Below are 19,205 nucleotides of genomic sequence, written 5' to 3' on the forward strand. Positions count from 1 at the left end.
GGCGATGAGATCCCGGCGGTGCGGCCCCAGCGGCCCGGTCACGATCGGCGCGTCATAGCGGCCAAGACGCGTCGCGGTAGGCGCTGTCCCAGAACATCCATTCGAGGCGCGTGGCCTGCGTGAAGGCGTGGTGCATGCGCGCCCGCTCGCCCGCGCCGACATCCTGCGCCGCCCGGTCGGTGGCGGCGATCATGGCGGCGACAGCCTCGGCGAAATCCGCCCCCGCGTAGGTGTCGATCCAGGCGCGGTACGGGTTGTCGGCGGAAGACCGGGCGAAGATGTCGTCGCCGACCGCCTTGTAGATCCAGAAGCACGGCAGCAGCGCGGCGCAGACCACCGGGAACGGCTCGGCATAAGCGGTGGCGAGCAGATAATTTACGTAATGATCGCAGGCCGGCGTCAGCGGCGTGGCGGCAAACGTCTCGGGCCCGATGCCATAATCGCGGAAGAAGCCGCCGTGCAGGGCGCGTTCCACCACGATCGCCTCCTGTGCGGCCGCGGCGAACTGCACGATCCCGTCCGGGTCCGGCGCCTTCGCGGCGGCGAGGCTCAGCGCCCGGCCGAAGCCCACGAGGTAGTGCGCGTCCTGCACAATGTAGTGGCGGAACCGGTCCTGCTGCAGCGTGCCGGCCGCGAGCTCGGCGTTGAAGGGCATCGCACGGATGGTCTCGATGGCGGCGGCGTTGCGTGCCCAGGCCTCTCGCGAGAACGCATCCTGTCCGGCGTGATCGGCCATGTCAGCCCTGCCTCTGGGCGTGGGTGACGGCGACGTGGATCAACTCAGCGAGCGTCCGGACGCCGAGCTTCTGGCGCATCTGCGAGCAGGCGTTGGTCACGGTCTTGTAGCTCACCGAGAGATCCGTCGCGATCGCGCCGTAGGACCGGCCCTGCGCGAGCCGGGCGAGGATCTGCTGCTCGCGCGGGGTCAGCTGCGATTCCGGGGTGCGGCGGGCGTCGGCGCGCAGCATCGCGACCTCGGTGGCGAGCCGCCGGTCGAGATAGACCTCGCCGATCCGCACCTTGCCGAAGGCCTCGAACAGCTCGGCCGAGGCGTGATCCTTCAGCACGTAGCCGAGCGCCCCGGCTTCGAGCGCGCGCGCCACGATCACCGGATCGTTGTGCATGCTGAACACGAGGATCCGCGTCTCCGGCGCGACCGCGCGGATCCGGCGGATCAGGCCGAGCCCGGCCATGCCGCTGCCCTGGAAGGTCAGGTCGCAGATCACCACCGGCGGTCGAAGACGGTGGAAGATCCGATAACCGCCCACCACCGTGGTCGCCTCCGCGATGGTCTCGACGCCGGCATCCTCAAGCACCCTGCGACAGCCCTGCAGGACGATCGGATGATCGTCGATGACGAGGACCGGCAGGCGGGTGGCTGCGATGTCGATCTGGGAGGCGATGGCGTTCATGCGCTCGGCGCGTTGTTCTCTTCGCCCCGGTCCGGCGGAACGGGGATCATGATCCGGACGATTGCGCCCGGGCCTGCATTGTCAAGGGCGAAGGTGCCGCCCAGAGCCTCGACCCGTTCCCGCATCCCCGACAGACCAAGGCCGGTCCCGTGCTCCGTCGGGGCATCGGTACCCAGGATGCCCGTGCCGTTGTCTCGGATTGTCACGGCCAGTCGCCCCTGGGCTTCGACAACCTCTGCCTCGACCCGTGTGGCGGCGCCGTGTCGCACGGCATTGGTGGCACTCTCCTGCACGCAGCGGAATACGGTGAGGTCCACGAGATCGCCATAGCCCCGGGCCAGCCCGTCGAACCGGCCGACGAAGGCGAGGCCGGGATGGCGCTGGGCGAAGCCGCGCAGGAGCAGGTCGAGGCAGGTGGCGAGCGGCGCCTGCCCGAGGCCGTGCGGGCGCAGGCGATTCAGCAACTCCCTGTTGACGGTCTGAACCTGCCCCACGATGGCGCTGATCTCGGCCGCCCGCGCGGCGAGCTTCTCGCGGCTCGGGTCGGTCGGTCCCGAGGCGATCCGGGCGATCGAGGCGGCATTCGCCTCCAACGCGAACAGGCACGGGCCGAACTCATCGTGGAGTTCGAGGGCGGTCCGGCGGCGCTCGTCGTCCTGCGCAGTGAGCAATTGCCGGTTGAGACGCCCGTTGGCGCCGCGAACCTCGCCCAGGGCTGCCGCAACCTTGTTGAAGCGCTCGGCGATGACCGCGAGTTCCTGCGCGCCGGGGGGCTCCAGCCGAGCGGTGTAATCGTGGTGCTCCAGTTGCGTCAGGCCGGCGCCAAGCCGCCGCAGCGGCGCCAAGATGCGACCGAGGGCGATGTAGAGCGCCAGCAGCATGGCGACGTTGATCGCCGCGGTGGTCAGCGAAAGGGCCCGCGCGTAGCCCCAGATCTCATCGATCTCGTCGAGGGGCTGTGTGGTAATCTGGGCCGTGCCGAGTTGCTGGCCGTTCACCGTGATCGGCAGGGTGTGCCGCTCGATCGGTGGTTTGATCAGATCGGCGAACCAGCGCGGCGCCTCCCGTTCCGTGCGATGGGTCGAGGCCGGGCGGCCGACGCGCTCGCCGGCATTGTCCAAGACGGCAACCCGGACGTGCCGGAGCACCTTGAAGCGCAGGTCGAGGGTCTGGAGCAGGGTCTCGGCTGGGGTCGACTCGGACAGGCGGATCGTATCGGCCACCAGCGACTCGACCGTTGCCAGTGAGGCCCGGGTCTCGACTCGTACCGCCGTGCGGGCGTTGAGCACGATCACGCCGCACGACACCAGGGCCGCCAGAGCGTCGATGAGCAGCACCACGGCGACGAGCCGCGCCCGGGTCGACCACGCAGCCCAGGCCCAGGGCGCGGCCTGGGGGCGCGTCGCGGGTGTGTCCTGCATCGGGAGATCGGTCGGTCGCGCGTCCACCCGCAGACCCTTAGCGTGCGCGTTGGTGAAGTCCATCCGGACCCCGCCGGGTCGGCCATCTTCAGCGCTTGTCGCGATGACGGGTTGTTAAGCCGGCGGCGTGTATCCTGTGGATAGCCGAACATCGACTGGCCTCGCCCACCGTTCGACCGACATCTTTGCGCCGTATTGCGACTTCTCTACTGCCGGAAGAGCCGAACTGCTTGCAGCTTGGTGGAGGATGGCGACCGGTCAAGGGGGGCCCCGGTCGCACGCGTCGTGCCTCGTGTCAGAGACCCCGGACCATGATCGACCTCGCTCTGGACCCATCCGAGACCCGGGAAACCCGGACTGCTGTTGAGCGTCCCCGCCGGGCGTTCGACCTGCGCGTGCTGCTGTTCAGTCTGGCCGGGATCGGTGTGCTCGGCGGCTTCGGCGTCGCCGCCTCGACGCTGATGGCCGGGCTCGCGGCGCCACCCCCGATCACCATCAAAGCAACTGCGGGCCGAGCCGCCGACTGGCCCGATCTGCTGAAGGACGGGCTCCCCGCCGTGGCTGGAACGGCCACCGCTGGGGCCATACAGGCCGAGGCAAAGCCGGCCGAGCCGGTGGCCCAGACCCCGCGCATGGCATCCCTGCCGAGCCCGTTCACCCCGGCGGCTGCCCCGATCAAGCCCCCAGCCGCGCCGCCGGCCGCCAAACTTGGGGACGCCGCCGAACCGCCGGCCCGCCGCATCCCGACACCGACCCAGGTCGCGCCATTGGCGGCGAGCCGCCAGGTCGTGCCGCTTCCGCCCACCCGCACGGTCGCACTGCAGCCCCCCCGCGCATCCGAGACGGTGCGGGCCCACGCGCAGATCGAACCCGCCCCGAAGCCAACCACCGCGGCGCCCGCCGTCTCGGCAGAGAAGGCCGCAAAGCCGGCCCCCAAGGTTGTGGCAGCCAAACCGACCGCCCCTGCGAAAGTCGCCGAGAAGGCGAAACGGATGGCCCCGACCGCCGTCGCCCAGGCGGAAGCCGCGGAACCCGAGGAGACGGAAGTTCTCGGGATCAAGCTGCCGTCGCTGGCGCCCGCGGGACGCAAGCTGAAGGAAAGCGTCGACGCGCTCGGGGACGCGGTGAAGAGCGTTTTCTAAGCGGACGTCTGCGCCGGTCCGAACCGATACTCGCACGGACAGCCCGCGCGCTCTCGCTTAGCGCCGGACAAGGCCGCACCGCCCTCGGCTGCCGCTCGGCCCTGCGGGTGGCTCAAGGGCTTCGCGATTCGCTATAGGCTCGGCGGATGCGATGTCAGTCCGGAAACGCCTCTGTGGACGAGGAAGAAACCGGAACCGGTGTTTGCTTTGCTCCGGGGGAGATCGGGCAGGCCGCAGCCCTGTGCAGGCGGCCCCGACGGCTTCAGCCCCGGCCCGTCTGCCGGCCGGGCTTGTGTTCGGGCCGAGGCCCGGACCGCTCCACCTTCCGCTGATGCTTCCCAGAACGCGGGCTCGCAAACCCCTTCGGCCCCCCTGGTCGGCCCTGCCGTTCGGCCGGCGCGGCATCGCCCGAGATTGCCTCCACCTGGATCTCCGGCGAGCCGTTGCGCGCGAAGGCTTCGGCGAAGCGCGCCGCCGCGTTGCCGCGCACCTCGAACTTGGTCTCGCGCTCGAAGATCCGGATCGCCCCGATCTCCTGGCGGTCGATGCCGCCCCGGCGGGTGAGCATCGGCAAGAGGCGGCGCGGATCAGCGTTGTCGCGGCGGCCGAGGTTCAGCCGGAACCAAACCGCAGGACCCATGGCGGCGATCCGCTCGGGATCCATCGGATCGTAGGGCGGACGCTCGCCCCGGGGCGAGCGGCCCTCGCCCGGGTCGCTGACCTCCTCGGGGGCCGGCAGGCGGGTGCGGTAGACGCGCGCCAGGAGGGCCGCGAGTTCCTCAGGGCTCTTGCCGGCGAGCAGCGTCTCGGCCAGCGCGATATCCTCCTCGGCCGGCGGCTCCGCGAACAGCGGGTCGGACAGCATGCGCTCGCCGTCGAGCCGGCGGATCTCGTCGGCCGAAGGCGGCCCCGACCATTCGGGGCTGACCTTGGCGATGGCGAACATCTGCTCGGCCCGGCGCCGCCGGGAATTCGGGATCAGCAGCACCGAGGTGCCCTTGCGCCCGGCGCGGCCTGTCCGGCCGCTACGGTGCTGCAGAACCTCCGCATCGTGCGGCAGATCCGCATGGATGACGAGGCTCAGGGACGGCAGGTCGATGCCGCGGGCGGCAACATCGGTGGCGACGCAGACCCGGGCGCGGCCGTCACGCAGGGCCTGGAGGGCGGCGTTGCGCTCGCCCTGGCCCAGCTCACCCGAGAGCGCCACGACAGAGAAGCCGCGCTCGGTCAGGCTCGCCTGCAGGTGGCGGACGGCGTTGCGGGTGTTGCAGAACACGATCGCGGTCTTGGCATCCGCCTCGCGCAGGAGGTTGAGCACAACGTGCTCGGTCTCCCGCGGCATGATCCGCACCGCCCGATAGGCGATGTCGGCGTGGCCCCTTGTCTCGCTCTTGATCGCGAGCCGCAGGGCGTCGCGCTGGTAGCGCTCGGCCAAAGCCTCGATACCCTTCGGCAGGGTCGCGGAGAACAGGTAGGTCGCCCGCTCCGGCGGGGTCGCCGAGAGGATGAATTCGATATCCTCCCGGAAGCCGAGGTCGAGCATCTCGTCGGCCTCGTCGAGGACGACGGCGCGCAGGGCGGTCGGATCGAGGTTACGCCGCTCCAGGTGATCACGCAGACGGCCCGGCGTGCCGACGACGATGTGGGTGCCCTCGGCCAGCATCCGGCTCTCGCGCCGGGGATCCATGCCGCCGACGCAGGCGGCGATCCGGCCGCCGGCTGGGCCGTAGAGCCAGAACAATTCGCGCTGGACCTGGAGCGCGAGTTCCCGGGTGGGCGCGATCACCAGGGCGAGCGGAGCACCCGCCGGCGGCAGCATCTCGGCCTCGCCGATGAGCATGCCGGCCATGGCGAGACCGTAGGCGACGGTCTTGCCCGAGCCGGTCTGCGCCGAGACGAGGAGGTCGCGGGCACCGGCGGCCGCCTCCAGCACCGCGGCCTGAACCGGGGTGGGATCGGCGTAGCCGCGGTCGGATAGGGCCCGCGCGAGGGGGGCGGGCAGGGTCGGGAAAGGCAAGTTCTCGGAACTCTCAACGGCCGCGCCGCGCCCGGCTGCGCGCCATCGCGCGGCGAAAGACTCAGGCACCGGACTTTATTCGGGTGTCCCGAAAGTAGCGCCAAGCGCGCCGCCTGACCACTCCCGCCGCAGCATGGGGCGGTTGCACCCGCGAGGGTGAGCCCGTTCCGGTCCGCGCGCGGGGCCGACCAACACGGGCATCCAACCGGATTCGTCTGTCATGTTGGCCATAGCGCACTCGTCCTTGCGAGCGCCGCGCCGCGATCCAGGATCGCGCCATGCCTCGAGGGGTCATACTCCCCCTCACGCGGATCACTCCCCGCCCTCCTCCCCGGTGAGCGACCATTCGAGCACCCGGGCCAGGTGATCGTAGGCGCCGTAACGGCTGGCGTATTGCGGGTAGGGCCGCGCCGTGTAGGCCGCCTCGCCGGTCAGGAACCGGGCGATCAAGCCCCGCAGCCGCTCGGCATGGTCGGCCACGATCGCTTCAACGCCGCGCTCCTCACCGCGGGGCGGCTTCACGGGCAGCGCGACGAACGGCTTCCGGCCGCCCGAGGCGTGGATGTAGAGCAGATCCGGCGTCGTCTTGACGGCTGGCAGATCCGCAAAGGCGCCGTGCATCAGCATCGCCGCCTCCAGGGTGAGCTGCGGCGAGAACCCTGAAAAGATCATCTTGGCCGAGGGCGGCGCGCCGGTCTTGTAATCGACGATACAGGCGCTTCCGTCCGGGCGCAGCTCGATCCGGTCGGCCCGGGCACGCAGCGTGAAGGTTTCCCGCCCCATCGGGATCGCCCAGCGTCCGGAGACCTCGGGGAACACCCGGGTCAGGCCCGGCCGGCGCTGGGCCTCCCAGTCGAGATAGGCGGCGGCCATGCGCTCGAAGCGCGGCCACCACTCGGCGTAGAGATTCGGGTACTCCGCCTCGATATCGGCGAAGGCGTTCACCGCGAGGTTCAACAGCCGTACAGTGGCATCGTGGGGCAGAGCCTGGGGATGACGCCGGGCGAAATCGGCGAAAACCTCGTGGACCAGGGAGCCGCGGGTGGCGACGCCGGGAGCTGCCGCCAGCGGATCGAGGGGATCGAGCCCGAGCACGTGGCGGGCGAAGATGCTGTAGGGATCGCGCACCAGCGTCTCGATCTCGGTGACGCTGAGGGAGCGCGGGAACAGGGCCGGGTCCGGCTTCGGCGCGGGGCGCTTCAACCGCGGCTCAGGCGGGACAGCGTCGAGCCGAGCCGCGAGGTCACTGAATCGGCGCCCGGCCTCCAGGACCACGTCCCAGCGGGCATCGCCTGACAGCGCGCGCAGGCGCTGGATCAGCCGGGACGGCACGGTCGGCGCGCCTTCGCGCTTGAGCGCCCGGGTGATGACCGCATCCCGGCAGCCGAGCGCCTGCACGAAATCGTGCGCCATCTGACCGATCCGCCGCTCGGGCGGGTTGAGACCGACCCGCTCGCGCATCGGCCGGTTGAGGAAGGCATCGGTCAGCGTGCGCACCGGCCAGACGCCCTCGTCCAGCCCGCCGAGCACCACCCGATCCACCGAGAGCAGCCGCGCCTCCAGAAGGCCGAGGATCCGCAGCCGCGGATGCGGCGCCGCGCCGGTGCAGGCGACGGTGCGCTCCCGGGCAAGCGAAGTGAAGAAGGTGGCGTAATCGTCGAACCGCCCCGGCATCAGGCCCGGTTCGGCCATCTCCAAATCGTCGAACAGGGCGTCGAGGCAGGACAGGGACCCGTCCGTCCCCTCCTCCCGGGCATCCTCGCGAGCCTCGTCCGGCCCGGCGACGAGCCGGTCGCAGGCCTCCCGGTGGCGTGTGGCCGTGGAGACGAGGTCGCAATCCCCGGCCCCGTCGGGACCCGGGAAATCCCGGAACACCAGATCCAGCCGGTCGAGCAGATCCGCGGCCAGCTCCCAGTCGATATCCTTCAGGCGACGCTTGGCGCGGGGCCGGTGCTCCGGCGGCCCTGCGCGCTCCGCCGCCAGGGCCTTGCGCAGGCCGTCGAAGCCCGGGGCCGGGACCGGACCGCGCAGCAGCCCGATCTCCAGAGCTGCCGCGCCCCGGACCACGTCGGCGCGCGGCAGGCCGAGGTAGACCATGGGGTGCGAGAGCAGCGCGATCAGCCGGGCCGGGATCGCGTCCGCCGCGTTGCGCGCGAGGTCAGCGGCAAGTTCGGCCGCGAGGCGGGCGAGCCGGCCCGCGGCGCTGCCGGCCAGCGCCAGACCGGCGGAGTCCTCGGCTACGATGCCCCAGCGCAGGAGTTCGACAGCGACCCGGCCGGCGAGCCCCCGGTCCGGGGTGATCAGCGCCGCAGTGGCGCCGGTGGTCTGAAGCGCCTCGCGCAACGCCACAGCCGCGACCAGCGCCTCCTCCCGCTCGTCGGCCGCCTCCGCCAGGGCCAGCCCGTCGAGGCCATGCCGGGCGGTGGCGTCGCGTGCGTCCGGGTCCAGGGCGGCCCAGGCATCCGTGGTGTCGGCCGGGCGCAAGGCCTGCGACAGCAGAGCGGCGCGCGCCGTTTGACCGGGATCGGGCGCGCCCAGGGGGACGACCTCCGCGCGGGCGATGTTCAGGTTCTCCGGCCCGAGGAGCCGATGCAGCACCGCCTGCGGGTGCCCGTGGGCGATGACTCGCGAAAACCCTTCGCCGGTGTCGATGCCGTCCCAGCCGGTCACGTCGAGGTCGAGATCAAGCCCCGGCAGCACCACGGCACCCCGGGGCAGCTTCGCCACGGCGGCGATGAGCCGGGCAGTGGCGGGGACCGAGCCGAGCGAACCCGCGACGACGACGGGATCCTGCGTAGCGCCGCGCGACAGACGCCGTTCCTCGGCCAGCACCAGACCACGGGCGCGGGCGACCGGATCGGCAAGCCCCCGCTCGACGAGGAGTTTCGGCCAGTTCTCCGCGGCGATCTTCACGAAATCCAGGGTCAGGCCGAAATAGCGGGAATACTCGGCCTCCACGGCGGCGCCGATCTCCGACCAAGGCAGACCCTCGACCGTCAGCGCGTCCATCAGCCGTTCGAGGTCGCCTGCAAGGCCGACCGCGTCGGCAGGGGAGGATGGGACGAGGAACGGCACCTCGGCATCCAGTGGCAGCAGAGTCCGGTCCACCGTCCTGGCCCAGGCCTGAACGAGGCGGGCGAGGATCAGCCTGCGCTCCAGCGGCGGCATCGGCACGCTGAGCGGATCGGCGTTCTCTTCCAGCAGCGGCTCGGCGGCGAGGTCGAGTTCCGCCTCGTCGGCCTCGCCGAGGGGGATCATCCGAGGCAGCAGCGTGGCCTGACCGGGCGCATCCCGGCCGAGGCAGTCAGCCAGGATCGCGGCCAGCGCGCGGGCGGCGCGGCGGGTGGGCAGATAGAGGGTGACGGCGGCGAGCGCCAGCGGATCATCCGCCACCGGCCCGACGAGGCGGCCGGAGAGCAGCGCCTCGGCCAGCGTCGGCAGGAACGGAACGCCGCGGGTGATGGTGAAAACGGCCTGTCGGGCGGGCATGGTCGGACTTCTACGCCCGCGCAGGCCTGCCGGACAGGGGCCACGCGCCTCCTATCCGTCTAACGCGACGCCGCCGCGCCGTAACCCGCGCGCCGGCCGAAAACGACGCCGGAGGTCAGACCCGAGCCGCCCGGATAGCCGTTGTAGAACACCCCGCCCACCATCTCGCCGCAGGCATAGAGGCCGGGGATCGCGCTGCCGTCCTCACGCTTCACGGCGCCGTCATCGCCGACCTCCACGCCGCCATACGTGAAGGTGATCCCGCCCGTGACAGGATAGGCCTTGAACGGCCCGGTCTCGATCGCCTGCGCCCAGTTCGATTTCGGCAGGGTAAGCCCCTTGGTGCCACGCCCATCCTTCACGGTCGGGTCGAAGGGCACCGATTCGTCCACGGCAGCATTGAACGCGGCGATGGTCCGCTTCGCGGCCGCCCGGTCGAGGCCGTCGAGCTTGTCGAGGAGCCCGTCCAGCGTATCGGCCTCGACGAAATGGGCGTCGTGGAACCGGTACTCGCTGTAGAGTAGGTGATCGACCTTGGCGTCGAAGATCTGCCACGCGACGTGGCCGGGCTGCTCCATGATCGCGCGGCCGAACTGCGCATAGGTGTAGTTGCGGAAATTCTTACCCTCATCGACGAACCGGACGCCGTTCGCGTTGAGCATCACACCCAGGAAATAACAGATCTTTCGGTAGTGCTTTCGCTCGCCATGCGGCAGGTCGAGGTTGCCGTAATCGGGGGTGTGCAGGTCCATCGGCGTCGCGTGGCAGCCGCCGTAGAAGCCGTGCGCCTTCGCGCCCAGAGCCAGCGCCATCTGCAGCCCATCGCCCTGGTTGTGCGGCGTGCCGCGGACCCGGGCCTTGTCCCAGCCCTCGCCGATGAAGCGCGTCCGCAAAGCCGCGTTCGACTCGAAGCCGCCGCAGGCCAGAACCACGGCCTTCGCGCGGAGGCCTCCCTGCGGCGTCTCCACGCCGACAACCCGCCCGTCCTCGACGATCAGCCCGGTGGCCGGGCAGCCGTAGCGGATCTCTCCGCCAGCGCTGGTGAAGGCCTCAAGCTCTGCCCGGGCGAGGCCGAACCCCTCGTCGTGGGTGGCCAGCGTCAGGCCACCCCAGAACACGAAGCGCCCGTCCTTCTCGAAGGATTGGCGGGAATAGATCGGCTCGAACTTCACGCCCTGCGTGGACAGCCACCGGAGCGCCGCGCCGCTCTCGTCGATCAGGATACGCTGCTCGCGCGACAGCGGACGGCCGTCGTTGAAGCCGAGCAGATCCTCCTCGAACTTCTGAGCCGTGTAGGCGCCGAAATCCGTCCTCGGCAGGCGCGGATCCTCCGGATCGATGAGCAGCGGGATCAGATCGTCGTTGCCCTCGTAGACGAAGCGCATGGCGCCAGCGGTGTAGGCGGTGTTGCCGCCGGCCAAGTCCTTCCCGGCCTTCTCGATCATCAGAACCGAGGCTCCGCGCTCCAGGGCGGCGAGGCCGGCGCTCATGGCGGCGTTGCCGGACCCGATTACCACGACATCCCACCGCGCCTCGCCTTGAGCCTGCATCGCCGCCTCCGTTTCGCTACCAAATCACCAAGATTGTATACGCCTGCATGCAATCCGTCGCAAGCGTTCCGGACGACTGGGTTTCGCGCTATGGCCAAGCCGAGGAGAGACGGGATGAAGGCGAGCGAGTCTGAGCGCTCCAGCAGTGCCGGCGCCTACGAACGGCTGCTGCGGGCGATCGAGGAGGGCGAGCTCGCCCCCGGAAGCCGGCTGCGCGAGGCGGAACTCGCCGAGCGCTTCCAGATCAGCCGGACACCGGTCCGCGAGGCGCTGGGACGCCTGGAGGCGCAGGGCCTTGTCGCCCACGAGCCGCACCGGGGCGCCAGCGTGGCGCAGCTCGATTACGGGCAGGTCAGTGAGCTCTACGATCTGCGCGAGGTGCTGGAGGGGACGGCCGCGCGGCTGGCCGCAATCCATGCGAGCGCGGTCGAGACCGAGATCCTGGAGGAGATGGTCGCCCGGGATCGAGCACTGCTCGGGGATGCGCCGGCGCTCGCCCGCACCAACCGACTGTTCCACCGGCAGATCCACGGGGCGGCGCGCAACCGTTTCCTCCAAGGCACGCTGGAGACGATGCGGCTGTCGCTGGTGCTGCTGCCGGGCGCCACCACCCTCGCCGCCCCGGACCGTGCAGCCGAGTCGCTGGCCGAGCACGCCGCCATCGTGGCGGCGATCCGCGCACATGACGGGGACGGCGCCGAGGCCGCCGCCCGCGCGCATATCCGGGCCGCCTTCAAGGCCCGGATCCGGATCTGGCAGGAGAGCTGAGCGGCCCTCAGGCGTGGGCAGGTACGCCCTGGGCCCCCCGATTGCCCCGGAACAGGGCGAGCGTCGCGACGATGCCGCAGGCCGCCGCCGCCATCAGCCAGTAGCTCGGCGAGGCCCGGTCGCCGGTCTTCTCGTACAGGAAGGTCGAGACCATCGGCGTGGCGGTGCCGAACAGGGCGGTGGCGAGGCTGTAGGCCAGCGAGAATCCGCTCGCCCGCACATGGGCCGGCACGACCTCGGACAGCGAGACCACCATCGCACCGTTATAGACCCCGAAGAAGAATGAGAACCACAGCTCCACGGCGAGCATCTTGCCGAAGGTCGGGTCGGCGACCAGCCAGTGCAGGGCCGGATAGGTCGTGAGCAGCGACAGGGTCGAGATCGTCAGCAGCACCGGCTTGCGCCCCACCGCATCCGACAGGGCGCCACCCACGGGCAGCCAGATGAAGTTGGTGATCGCCACACACATCGTCACGATCAGGCTGTCGGTCTCGGTGAGCTTGAGGACCGATTTCCCGAAGGTCGGGGTGTAGACGGTGATCATGTAGAAGGTCACCGTCGTCATCGTGGTCAGCATCATGCCCAGCAGCACGATCCGCCAGTTGGCCGCGACGGTCGCCAAGATCTCGCGGGTGCCGGGGTGGTGGGTGCGCTTGGCAAACGCCTGCGTCTCCTGCAGCGAGCGCCGGATGAAGAAGATGAACGGCACGATCAGGCAGCCGATGAAGAACGGGATCCGCCAGCCGAAATCGCCGAGCTGCTGCTTGGTCAGGACGGCGTTCAGACCGTAGCCGATCAGAGCGGCGAACAGGATGGCCACCTGCTGACTCGCGGACTGGAACGAGGTGTAGAAGCCGCGCCGCCGCGGGGTCGCAATCTCGAACAGGTAGATCGAGACGCCGCCGATCTCGACGCCCGCCGAGAACCCCTGCAGCAGCCGGCCGACCAGCACGATCAGCGGAGCCGCGACACCGATCGTCGCGTAGCTCGGGCAGAAGGCGATCAGCACCGTGCCGCTCGCCATGATCGCCAGGGTGACGATCAGCCCCTGCCGACGCCCGATCCGGTCGATATAGGCGCCCAGCACGATCGCCCCCAGCGGCCGCATCAGGGCGCCGAGCCAGAACGTGCCGAAGGTCAACAGCAGCTCGGTGGTCTCGTTGCCCGAGGGGAAGAACGCCCGCGCGATATAGGAGGCGTAGAACCCGAACAGGAAGAAGTCGAACATCTCCAGGAAGTTGCCGCTGGTCGCGCGGAGGATCGCACCGATCCTGGATTTGAGATTCGCCTCGACGGCACCCGGATCACCGGCCATGGCACGCTCTCTCATGTGTCGTCTTCACGCCCCGATCCACTTCATGGCCACGATCGTCCCGGTCACGGTCAGTGCGCCGCCGATCCGGGTCGCGATCTGGGCGAAGGGCATCAGCGCCATGCGGTCGGCCGCCGTGAGGATCGCCACGTCGCCGGTGCCGCCCTGGCCGCTGTGACAGGCGTTCACGATGGCGGTCTCGATCGGATACATGCCGAGCCAGCGCCCGACGAAGAAGCCCGTCACCATCAGCGTCACCACGGTCGACACGATGGTGATCAGGTTCACCAGGGTGAAGGCAGCCATCAGCTCGTGCCAGGGCGTCAGCGCGACGCCGATGGCGAAGAGCAGCGGGTAGGTCATCGAGACCTGCACGAATTTGTAGACCACGAAGCCGCCTGCCTGGAGATGGGGCGACACCGCGCTGGCGAGCTTGGCGAAGACCGCCAGGAACAGCATCGCCACGGGCGCAGGCAGGCCGACGAGGTGGTGGGCCATGACGCCGAGGAGATAGAGGGTGATCGCCGTGAGCCCCGCCGCCCCGATCGTGGCGGGGTCGATCTGGCCCTTCGCGGCCTCGACCTTGGCTTGCGCGTCGCTCGACGCAATGCCCTCCGAATCGGGCTGCAGGCGGCCCTCGCCGGTGAGGTGAGGAAAGCGCTTGCCCACCGTGTTCAGCGTGCCCGAGAGGATGATCGCGGTGAGCGAGCCCAGCATCACCGGCGGCAACACCTGGGCGAAGATCACGCCCTGCTGCTGGCCCAGGATCGCCGCGTATCCGATCGAGAGCGGGATTGCGCCTTCGCCGACGCCGCCGGCCATGATCGGCACGACAATGAAGAAGAAGGTCTTGTACGGGCCGAGGCCGAGGAGCGTGCCGACCAGCGTGCCGACCAGGGCCGCCACCACCGAGCCCGTCGCCAGCGGGGCGAAGATCTTGAGGAAGCCCTTGATCAGGACCTCGCGATCCATGCCGAGGATCGAGCCGACGATGATCGTGGCGATGTAGATGTAGAGGAAGTTGGTGAACTTGGTGAAATCCGTGATCGCCTTCACCATCTGCGTCGGCACCAGGGCATAGTAGACCAGTGCCGAGGGGATGAAGGTCGCGAAGATCGCGCCTGCGCCGATGTTCCGGAGGATCGGGATCCGCTTGCCGATCTCCGCGCAGGTGAAGCCGCCCATCACCAGCACGGCGATCATGGTCGGCCCGTCGGGCTTGATCTCGCCCTCTTGGACCAGGATCGCGATCAGCGCCGCCAACACGACGTAGACCGGCAGCGGTATGATGCCGATTTTGGTATCGACGAGACGCCACCAGCGATCGCGCCAGACCGGGTTGGTGCCTCTTTCGGCCTTCCGGGTCTCGGCCGGTGACGCGATGGGGCTTGTCGTGGCGCTGCTAGTCATGGCGTCCCCCCGGATATCTTCACCACCGACCGCTTCAGGCTTTGCCGCGCTCCCGCAGTCAAAACACCGGCCGCTCTCCGTCGACCTTCAGACAGAGGATGGAGATAAAGTGACATTCGGCGTATCAGCGCCAGTCCGGGGCGGCAACGCGCTGTAGGGGACAAAGCGCGCGCGCTGTCCCGCGGGTGGGGATGGGAAATCCCGGTGGAACGTGTGCCGCGTCCCATATGGCCGTCCGCCTGCCCGACAACTCGGGGCGGTCGGGACGCGATTTCCGGCGCATCGTTTGGCGAGCGCCCACACAAAAAAGGCCCGGCCTGAAGCCGAGCCTTGGAAGTCAGTCTGCACGGGGCTGACGCCGGGATCGAAATCCCGGCGCCAACATCTCGGATCAGAAGTCGCGCTGGACGCGCAGGCGGACCGAGGAAACCGAATCCTGGGTCACCGTCCGCGGCACGTACGTTCCGGCGTTGATACCGGCAACGTGGCTGTAAGCCGTTGGGTTCTTGTCCTTGTCGATCACCCGACCGTTCTTGACGCCGATCTGCGTGTAATAGCCTTCCACGCCGATATCGAGATCCTTGACCGGCGACCAGATCAGGCTCGCGCCGGCGACGATTTCGTAGGTATTCCGCAGCGCTTCGCTGAGGTTGTAGAACCGGGTTCCAGGGGCGCCGACCGCCAGGGAGCCGCCGATATTGGCCAGGGACGAAGCCACACCCTGGGCCGCACGGGCGTTCTGCGAGAAGCTTTGCTCGCCGTAGCTCGAGAACACGGCCGAACGCCATTCCGGGGTCCAGTAGTGCAGGTAGGACCCGACCACCGTGAAGCTCTGTGAGGTCTGCAGCTGGCCGGTGAACGGGTTGACCGTCGCATCGGCGAAGAACTGGTTGAACTTCTGGCCCTGAATGGTGGCGGTGGTCTGCGTGTACGAACCGGTGAACGCGGAGTAACCGGTGTAAAGCTGCGCACCCTCGCCATAGGCACCCTGCAGGTACAGGGCGTCGCCCGGCGCGATGAACGGCGCGTTGACCTTCAGGCCGCCCTGAACGGCCCAACCCTGAGTGTTCCGGGTATGCGCGATCGGCCGGATCGGCTGACCCGACGCCTGGCTCTCGTTGCCGACGTTGAGTTCGTGGGTCGCGGCGGAGAGCTGGGCGGAACCCCAGGCCTGGTCGAGGCGGATGGCACCCACGAAGTCGGGCAGGCGCGTACGCTGGATCGTGTCGACGTAGCCGTAGCCGGTCGGGAGCCCCCGGGTGTTGTAGGTGATGAACACCGGCGTCGGCTGGTTGGTAACCGCCAGAACCGCCACGCCGCCGACGTTCGGCGTCACGCTGACGCTGTAGGGCGAGAAGATCGGGGTGCGGCGGTAGATCGGGTCTTCGACCGAGATCGTCGCCGACAGACCGTTACCGACCGTGGCGGTGTAGGCCAGGAGGTTGGTGGAGGCGACGTCCGAGCCCGCGGAGGCGCCGGCGAACTCGAAGTCGTGGGCGTAGAAGTCGAAGAACGAGGACGCGCGACCGGCGGTCAGGCCCGCGAACTGGATGAACGCCTTATCGACGTTCATGAACTGGGAATCGCGACCGAAGCTGTCATTGCCCAGGCCCGGATAGGCCTGGCCGATGCGCTGCTGCGTGCCGGACTGGCCGACGCCGGAGTAACCCGTGCGGGCGCCGGCATCGAGGCGCACGAAGGCGCGGAGCGTGCCGTAGGCGGTCTGGGTGCGGGCATCGAGGTTGATGCGCATCCGGCCTTGGTAGCCCGACGTGTCGCCGTTGCCGGACCCGCGCGAGAAGCTGGTCATGTACCCGCCCTCGAACCGGGCGCGGCCCGAGATACGCAGGCAGGTGTCGGTACCGGGGATGTAGAAGAAGCCGGCACCATACGCAGTGCAGACGCGGACGTACTCGATCGGCGCCGCCTTCTTGATTGGTAGATCGGCGGCGTGCGCGGCGCCCACCGCCGCGAACGCGGCAGCGGACCCGAGCAGCGAGCCCTTCAAGAGCTTCATAGTTATCTCCAAAGATTCGAGACCCGATATCGCCACCCGCACAGTATATTTCTGCGCTGGGAGCTTATTATGTGCGCAATCCGCCCTTGAAAGACGAACTTTCGGGATCCCGATGTCGAGATGCACCGTTGCGCAGGCACATTGTGCAAACACATCTTTGATCGCAATGTGGAATCAACGCCTTACAAAGTCTATTCTTACGTTGTTGCGCAACGGCAACAACATGATACAGCACATTATGCTTCTTTTGATGATTTTATATAGCAATAGAAGTGCAGAATTTACTGATCACAATGTACTGATGCGCCGATGCGCGCGACATGAGACAATCATGAAGCTCAAGATATTTCGTTGTTATGCGCAGAGCCGCGCCGTCACGCGCCGAGCTGCGCAATAGCGCAGCCGCCATCGGGCGCCGGCCATTGAACGGCTGCGATGAGGCGAAGCAGATCTTGCTGACTGAGGCCGGCCCGGTTTCGACGACGCGCGATTCGCGTTCGAACCGCATCGCCGCTTCAAGGGCCGTGTCGGCGCGTCGGGCGCGGATTCTGGCCGGACAGCATGGCCACGCGGAGCGGGTGAAGGGCGCTGGCGTGCGACCCGCCCGTGCGGACCCGGCTTGGCGAGGCGGCGGGGGGTGGGGCGACGCGTCAGGGAACGGGGCTGCCGGATCGCGATCGGCCGCACAACGAAAAAGGCCCGGCCGAAGCCGAGCCTTGATCTGTATGGCGCATAAGAAGGACCGCCGGAGCCGAAGCCCCGGCGCCCGGGATTAGAAGTCGCGCTGGACGCGGAAGCGAACCTGCGAGACCGAGTCCTGCGTCGCCGTGCGGACCGCGAAGGTTCCGTTGTTGATGCCGGCGATGTTGGCGTAGGCGGTCGGGCTCTTGTCGAGGTCGATCGCCCGGCCGTTCTTCAGGCCGATCTGCGTGTAGAAGGCCTCCACGCCGATATCGAGGTCCTTGACCGGCGACCAGATGATGCTGCCGCCCGCCACGAACTGGTAGGTGTCCCGCAGGGCCTGGCTCAGGTTGAAGAACCGGGTGCCCGGCGTGCCGACCGCGTTCGAGCCGAACGGGTTGCTGCCCGCCAGACCGCTCACGAGGCTGTAGAGCGCGCCCTGCGCGAAGCGCGCACCCGCCCAGAAACCCTGCTCGCCGTAGGAGCCGAAGAAGGCCGAGCGCCACTCAGGCGTCCAGTAGTGCAGATACGACGCCACAACGGTGAAGCTCTGCGAGGTCTGCAGCTGGCCGGTGAACGGGTTGACGGTCGCGTCCGAGAAGTACTGGGCGAACTTCTGGCCCTGGATGGTTGTGGTGCTCTGCGTGTACGAGCCGGTGTAGGACGAGTAGCCGGTGTAGAGCTGCGCGCCGTCGCCGTAGGCACCCTGCAGGTAGAGGGCGTCGCCGGGGGCGACGAACGGCGTGTTGATCTTCAGGCCGCCCTGCACCGCCCAGCCCTGCACCGTGCTGGTGTGGGCGGGGACGAGGACCGGACCGGCGCCGGTGCTGGCGGCGGTCGAGAGGTTGCCGATGTTCAGCTCATGGGTGGCGGCCGAGAGCTGGGCCGAGCCCCAGGCCTGGTCGAGGCGCACGACGCCGACGAAGTCGGGCAGGCGCGAGCGCTCGATGCTGTCGACGTTGGCGTAGCGACCCGGGCCGACGAAGATCGGGGTCGGCTGGTTGGTCACGCCGAAGTTCGACACGCTGCCGGTGCTGACGGTGGCCGAGATGTTGAACGGCGAGAAGATCGGGGTGCGGCGGAAGACCGGGTCTTCGATCGAGATCGTGGCCGAGAGGCCGTTGCCGATCGTGGCGGTGTAGGCCAGCAGGTTCGTCGAGAACACGTCCGAACCCGCGGTGGCACCGGCGAACTCGAAGTCGTGGGCGTAGAAGTCGAAGAACGAGGAGGCGCGACCAGCGGTCAGGCCAGCGAACTGGATGAACGCCTTGTCGACGTTCATGTACTGCTGGTCGCGGCCGAAGCTGTCGGTGCCGATGCCGGCATAGGCCTGGCCGATGCGCTGCTGGGTGCCGGAGGTGCCGACGCCGGAGTAACCCGTGCGGGCACCGGCATCGAGACGCACGAAGGCGCGGAGCGTGCCGTAGGCGGTCTGGGTGCGGGCATCGAGGTTGATGCGCATCCGGCCCTGGTAACCGGAGGTGTCACCCACGTTCGGACCGGCCTGACGCGAGTAGCTGGTCTGGTATCCACCCTCGAACCGGGCGCGGCCCGAGATGCGCAGGCAGGTGTCGGTACCGGGGATGTAGAAGAAGCCGGCACCATACGCAGTGCAGACACGGACGTATTCGATCGGCACGGCCTTCTTGACCGGCAGGTCGGCGGCGTGCGCAGCGCCCACCGCCGCGAATGCAGCAGCCGACCCGAGCAGCGAGCCCTTCAAGAGCTTCATCGATATCTCCAAAGCTTCGAGACCCAATCGTGCGGACTTGTCCGGTTAACCGGATCTCGCCGCACATTTGTAGACTTGGCCTGCGTCTTGAGCGGCAGGCTCTTGCGGGCTCTCGCTTGGCGATGCCCCCGTGCACCCTCACCATGTGCGAACGGGTTTCGGGCGGCAACGAGGATTCTCGTTTATTGCCGAGGTTCCGACAGGATGTTGCCCGCTGGCAACAATCTCGGGGCGCATTGGTCATTAACCAGCGG

Annotated in this window: 12 protein-coding genes; 2 read left to right on the plus strand and 10 right to left on the minus strand. The window is 68.8% G+C overall.

All coding sequences use genetic code 11. The features are described from left to right. Window positions 1-52: 52 nt before the first annotated feature. Genes BLQ49_RS08370 through BLQ49_RS08380 form a run of 3 tightly spaced genes read right to left on the minus strand, consistent with a single transcriptional unit; the run spans window position 53 to window position 2,833 of the window. Window positions 53-736, minus strand: coding sequence for a TenA family protein (locus BLQ49_RS08370; RefSeq protein WP_091714931.1), 684 nt, complete (start codon window positions 734-736; stop codon window positions 53-55). 1 nt (window position 737) lies between these two features. Beyond that, entirely contained in the window at window positions 738-1,412 is a 675-nt protein-coding gene (locus BLQ49_RS08375) for a response regulator (RefSeq protein WP_091714933.1), read from the minus strand. Next, entirely contained in the window at window positions 1,409-2,833 is a 1,425-nt protein-coding gene (locus BLQ49_RS08380) for an ATP-binding protein (protein ID WP_425283981.1), read from the minus strand. Before BLQ49_RS08380 ends, BLQ49_RS08375 begins: the two co-directional genes overlap by 4 nt. 311 nt (window positions 2,834-3,144) lie before the next feature. Between BLQ49_RS08380 and BLQ49_RS08385 the strand changes: the two genes are divergently transcribed. Beyond that, entirely contained in the window at window positions 3,145-3,975 is an 831-nt protein-coding gene (locus BLQ49_RS08385; protein ID WP_091714936.1) for a hypothetical protein, read from the plus strand. Between the two features lie 262 nt (window positions 3,976-4,237). Here the strand turns inward: BLQ49_RS08385 and BLQ49_RS08390 are convergent, their stop codons facing one another. The 3 genes from BLQ49_RS08390 to tcuA form a co-directional block, all read right to left on the minus strand. Further along, window positions 4,238-5,992: a DEAD/DEAH box helicase gene (locus BLQ49_RS08390; RefSeq protein ID WP_091714938.1), complete on the minus strand. Its 1,755-nt coding sequence runs from the start codon at window positions 5,990-5,992 to the stop codon at window positions 4,238-4,240. A gap of 312 nt (window positions 5,993-6,304) precedes the next feature. Continuing rightward, complete coding sequence (gene addB / locus BLQ49_RS08395; protein WP_091714940.1) at window positions 6,305-9,481, minus strand: double-strand break repair protein AddB; 3,177 nt, start codon at window positions 9,479-9,481, stop codon at window positions 6,305-6,307. Between the two features lie 59 nt (window positions 9,482-9,540). Then, window positions 9,541-11,031 carry an FAD-dependent tricarballylate dehydrogenase TcuA gene (tcuA, locus tag BLQ49_RS08400; protein ID WP_091714941.1) on the minus strand — a complete coding sequence of 497 codons (1,491 nt, stop codon included), beginning with the start codon at window positions 11,029-11,031 and terminating at the stop codon, window positions 9,541-9,543. Between the two features lie 114 nt (window positions 11,032-11,145). On the opposite strand from tcuA, the gene BLQ49_RS08405 reads away from it, so the two are divergent. Then, window positions 11,146-11,799: a GntR family transcriptional regulator gene (locus tag BLQ49_RS08405; RefSeq protein WP_091714943.1), complete on the plus strand. Its 654-nt coding sequence runs from the start codon at window positions 11,146-11,148 to the stop codon at window positions 11,797-11,799. A gap of 7 nt (window positions 11,800-11,806) precedes the next feature. On the opposite strand, the gene tcuC is transcribed toward BLQ49_RS08405, so the two are convergent. The 4 genes from tcuC to BLQ49_RS08425 form a co-directional block, all read right to left on the minus strand. Further along, window positions 11,807-13,114 (minus strand): MFS transporter, encoded by a 1,308-nt coding sequence (gene tcuC, locus BLQ49_RS08410; RefSeq protein WP_091714944.1) that lies wholly within the window; start codon window positions 13,112-13,114, stop codon window positions 11,807-11,809. Window positions 13,115-13,138: 24 nt separating this feature from the next. Beyond that, window positions 13,139-14,521, minus strand: a complete 1,383-nt coding sequence (locus tag BLQ49_RS08415; RefSeq protein WP_091714946.1) for a 2-hydroxycarboxylate transporter family protein — start codon at window positions 14,519-14,521, stop codon at window positions 13,139-13,141. A 391-nt stretch (window positions 14,522-14,912) separates the two neighbouring features. Next, on the minus strand, window positions 14,913-16,538 hold the full coding sequence (locus tag BLQ49_RS08420; protein ID WP_091714948.1) for a porin: 1,626 nt from the start codon (window positions 16,536-16,538) through the stop codon (window positions 14,913-14,915). Between the two features lie 772 nt (window positions 16,539-17,310). After that, window positions 17,311-18,951, minus strand: a complete 1,641-nt coding sequence (locus tag BLQ49_RS08425) for a porin (RefSeq protein ID WP_091714950.1) — start codon at window positions 18,949-18,951, stop codon at window positions 17,311-17,313. Window positions 18,952-19,205: the final 254 nt, after the last annotated feature.

Source organism: Methylobacterium phyllostachyos (assembly GCF_900103445.1).
GTDB classification, from domain to species: Bacteria; Pseudomonadota; Alphaproteobacteria; order Rhizobiales; family Beijerinckiaceae; genus Methylobacterium; species Methylobacterium phyllostachyos.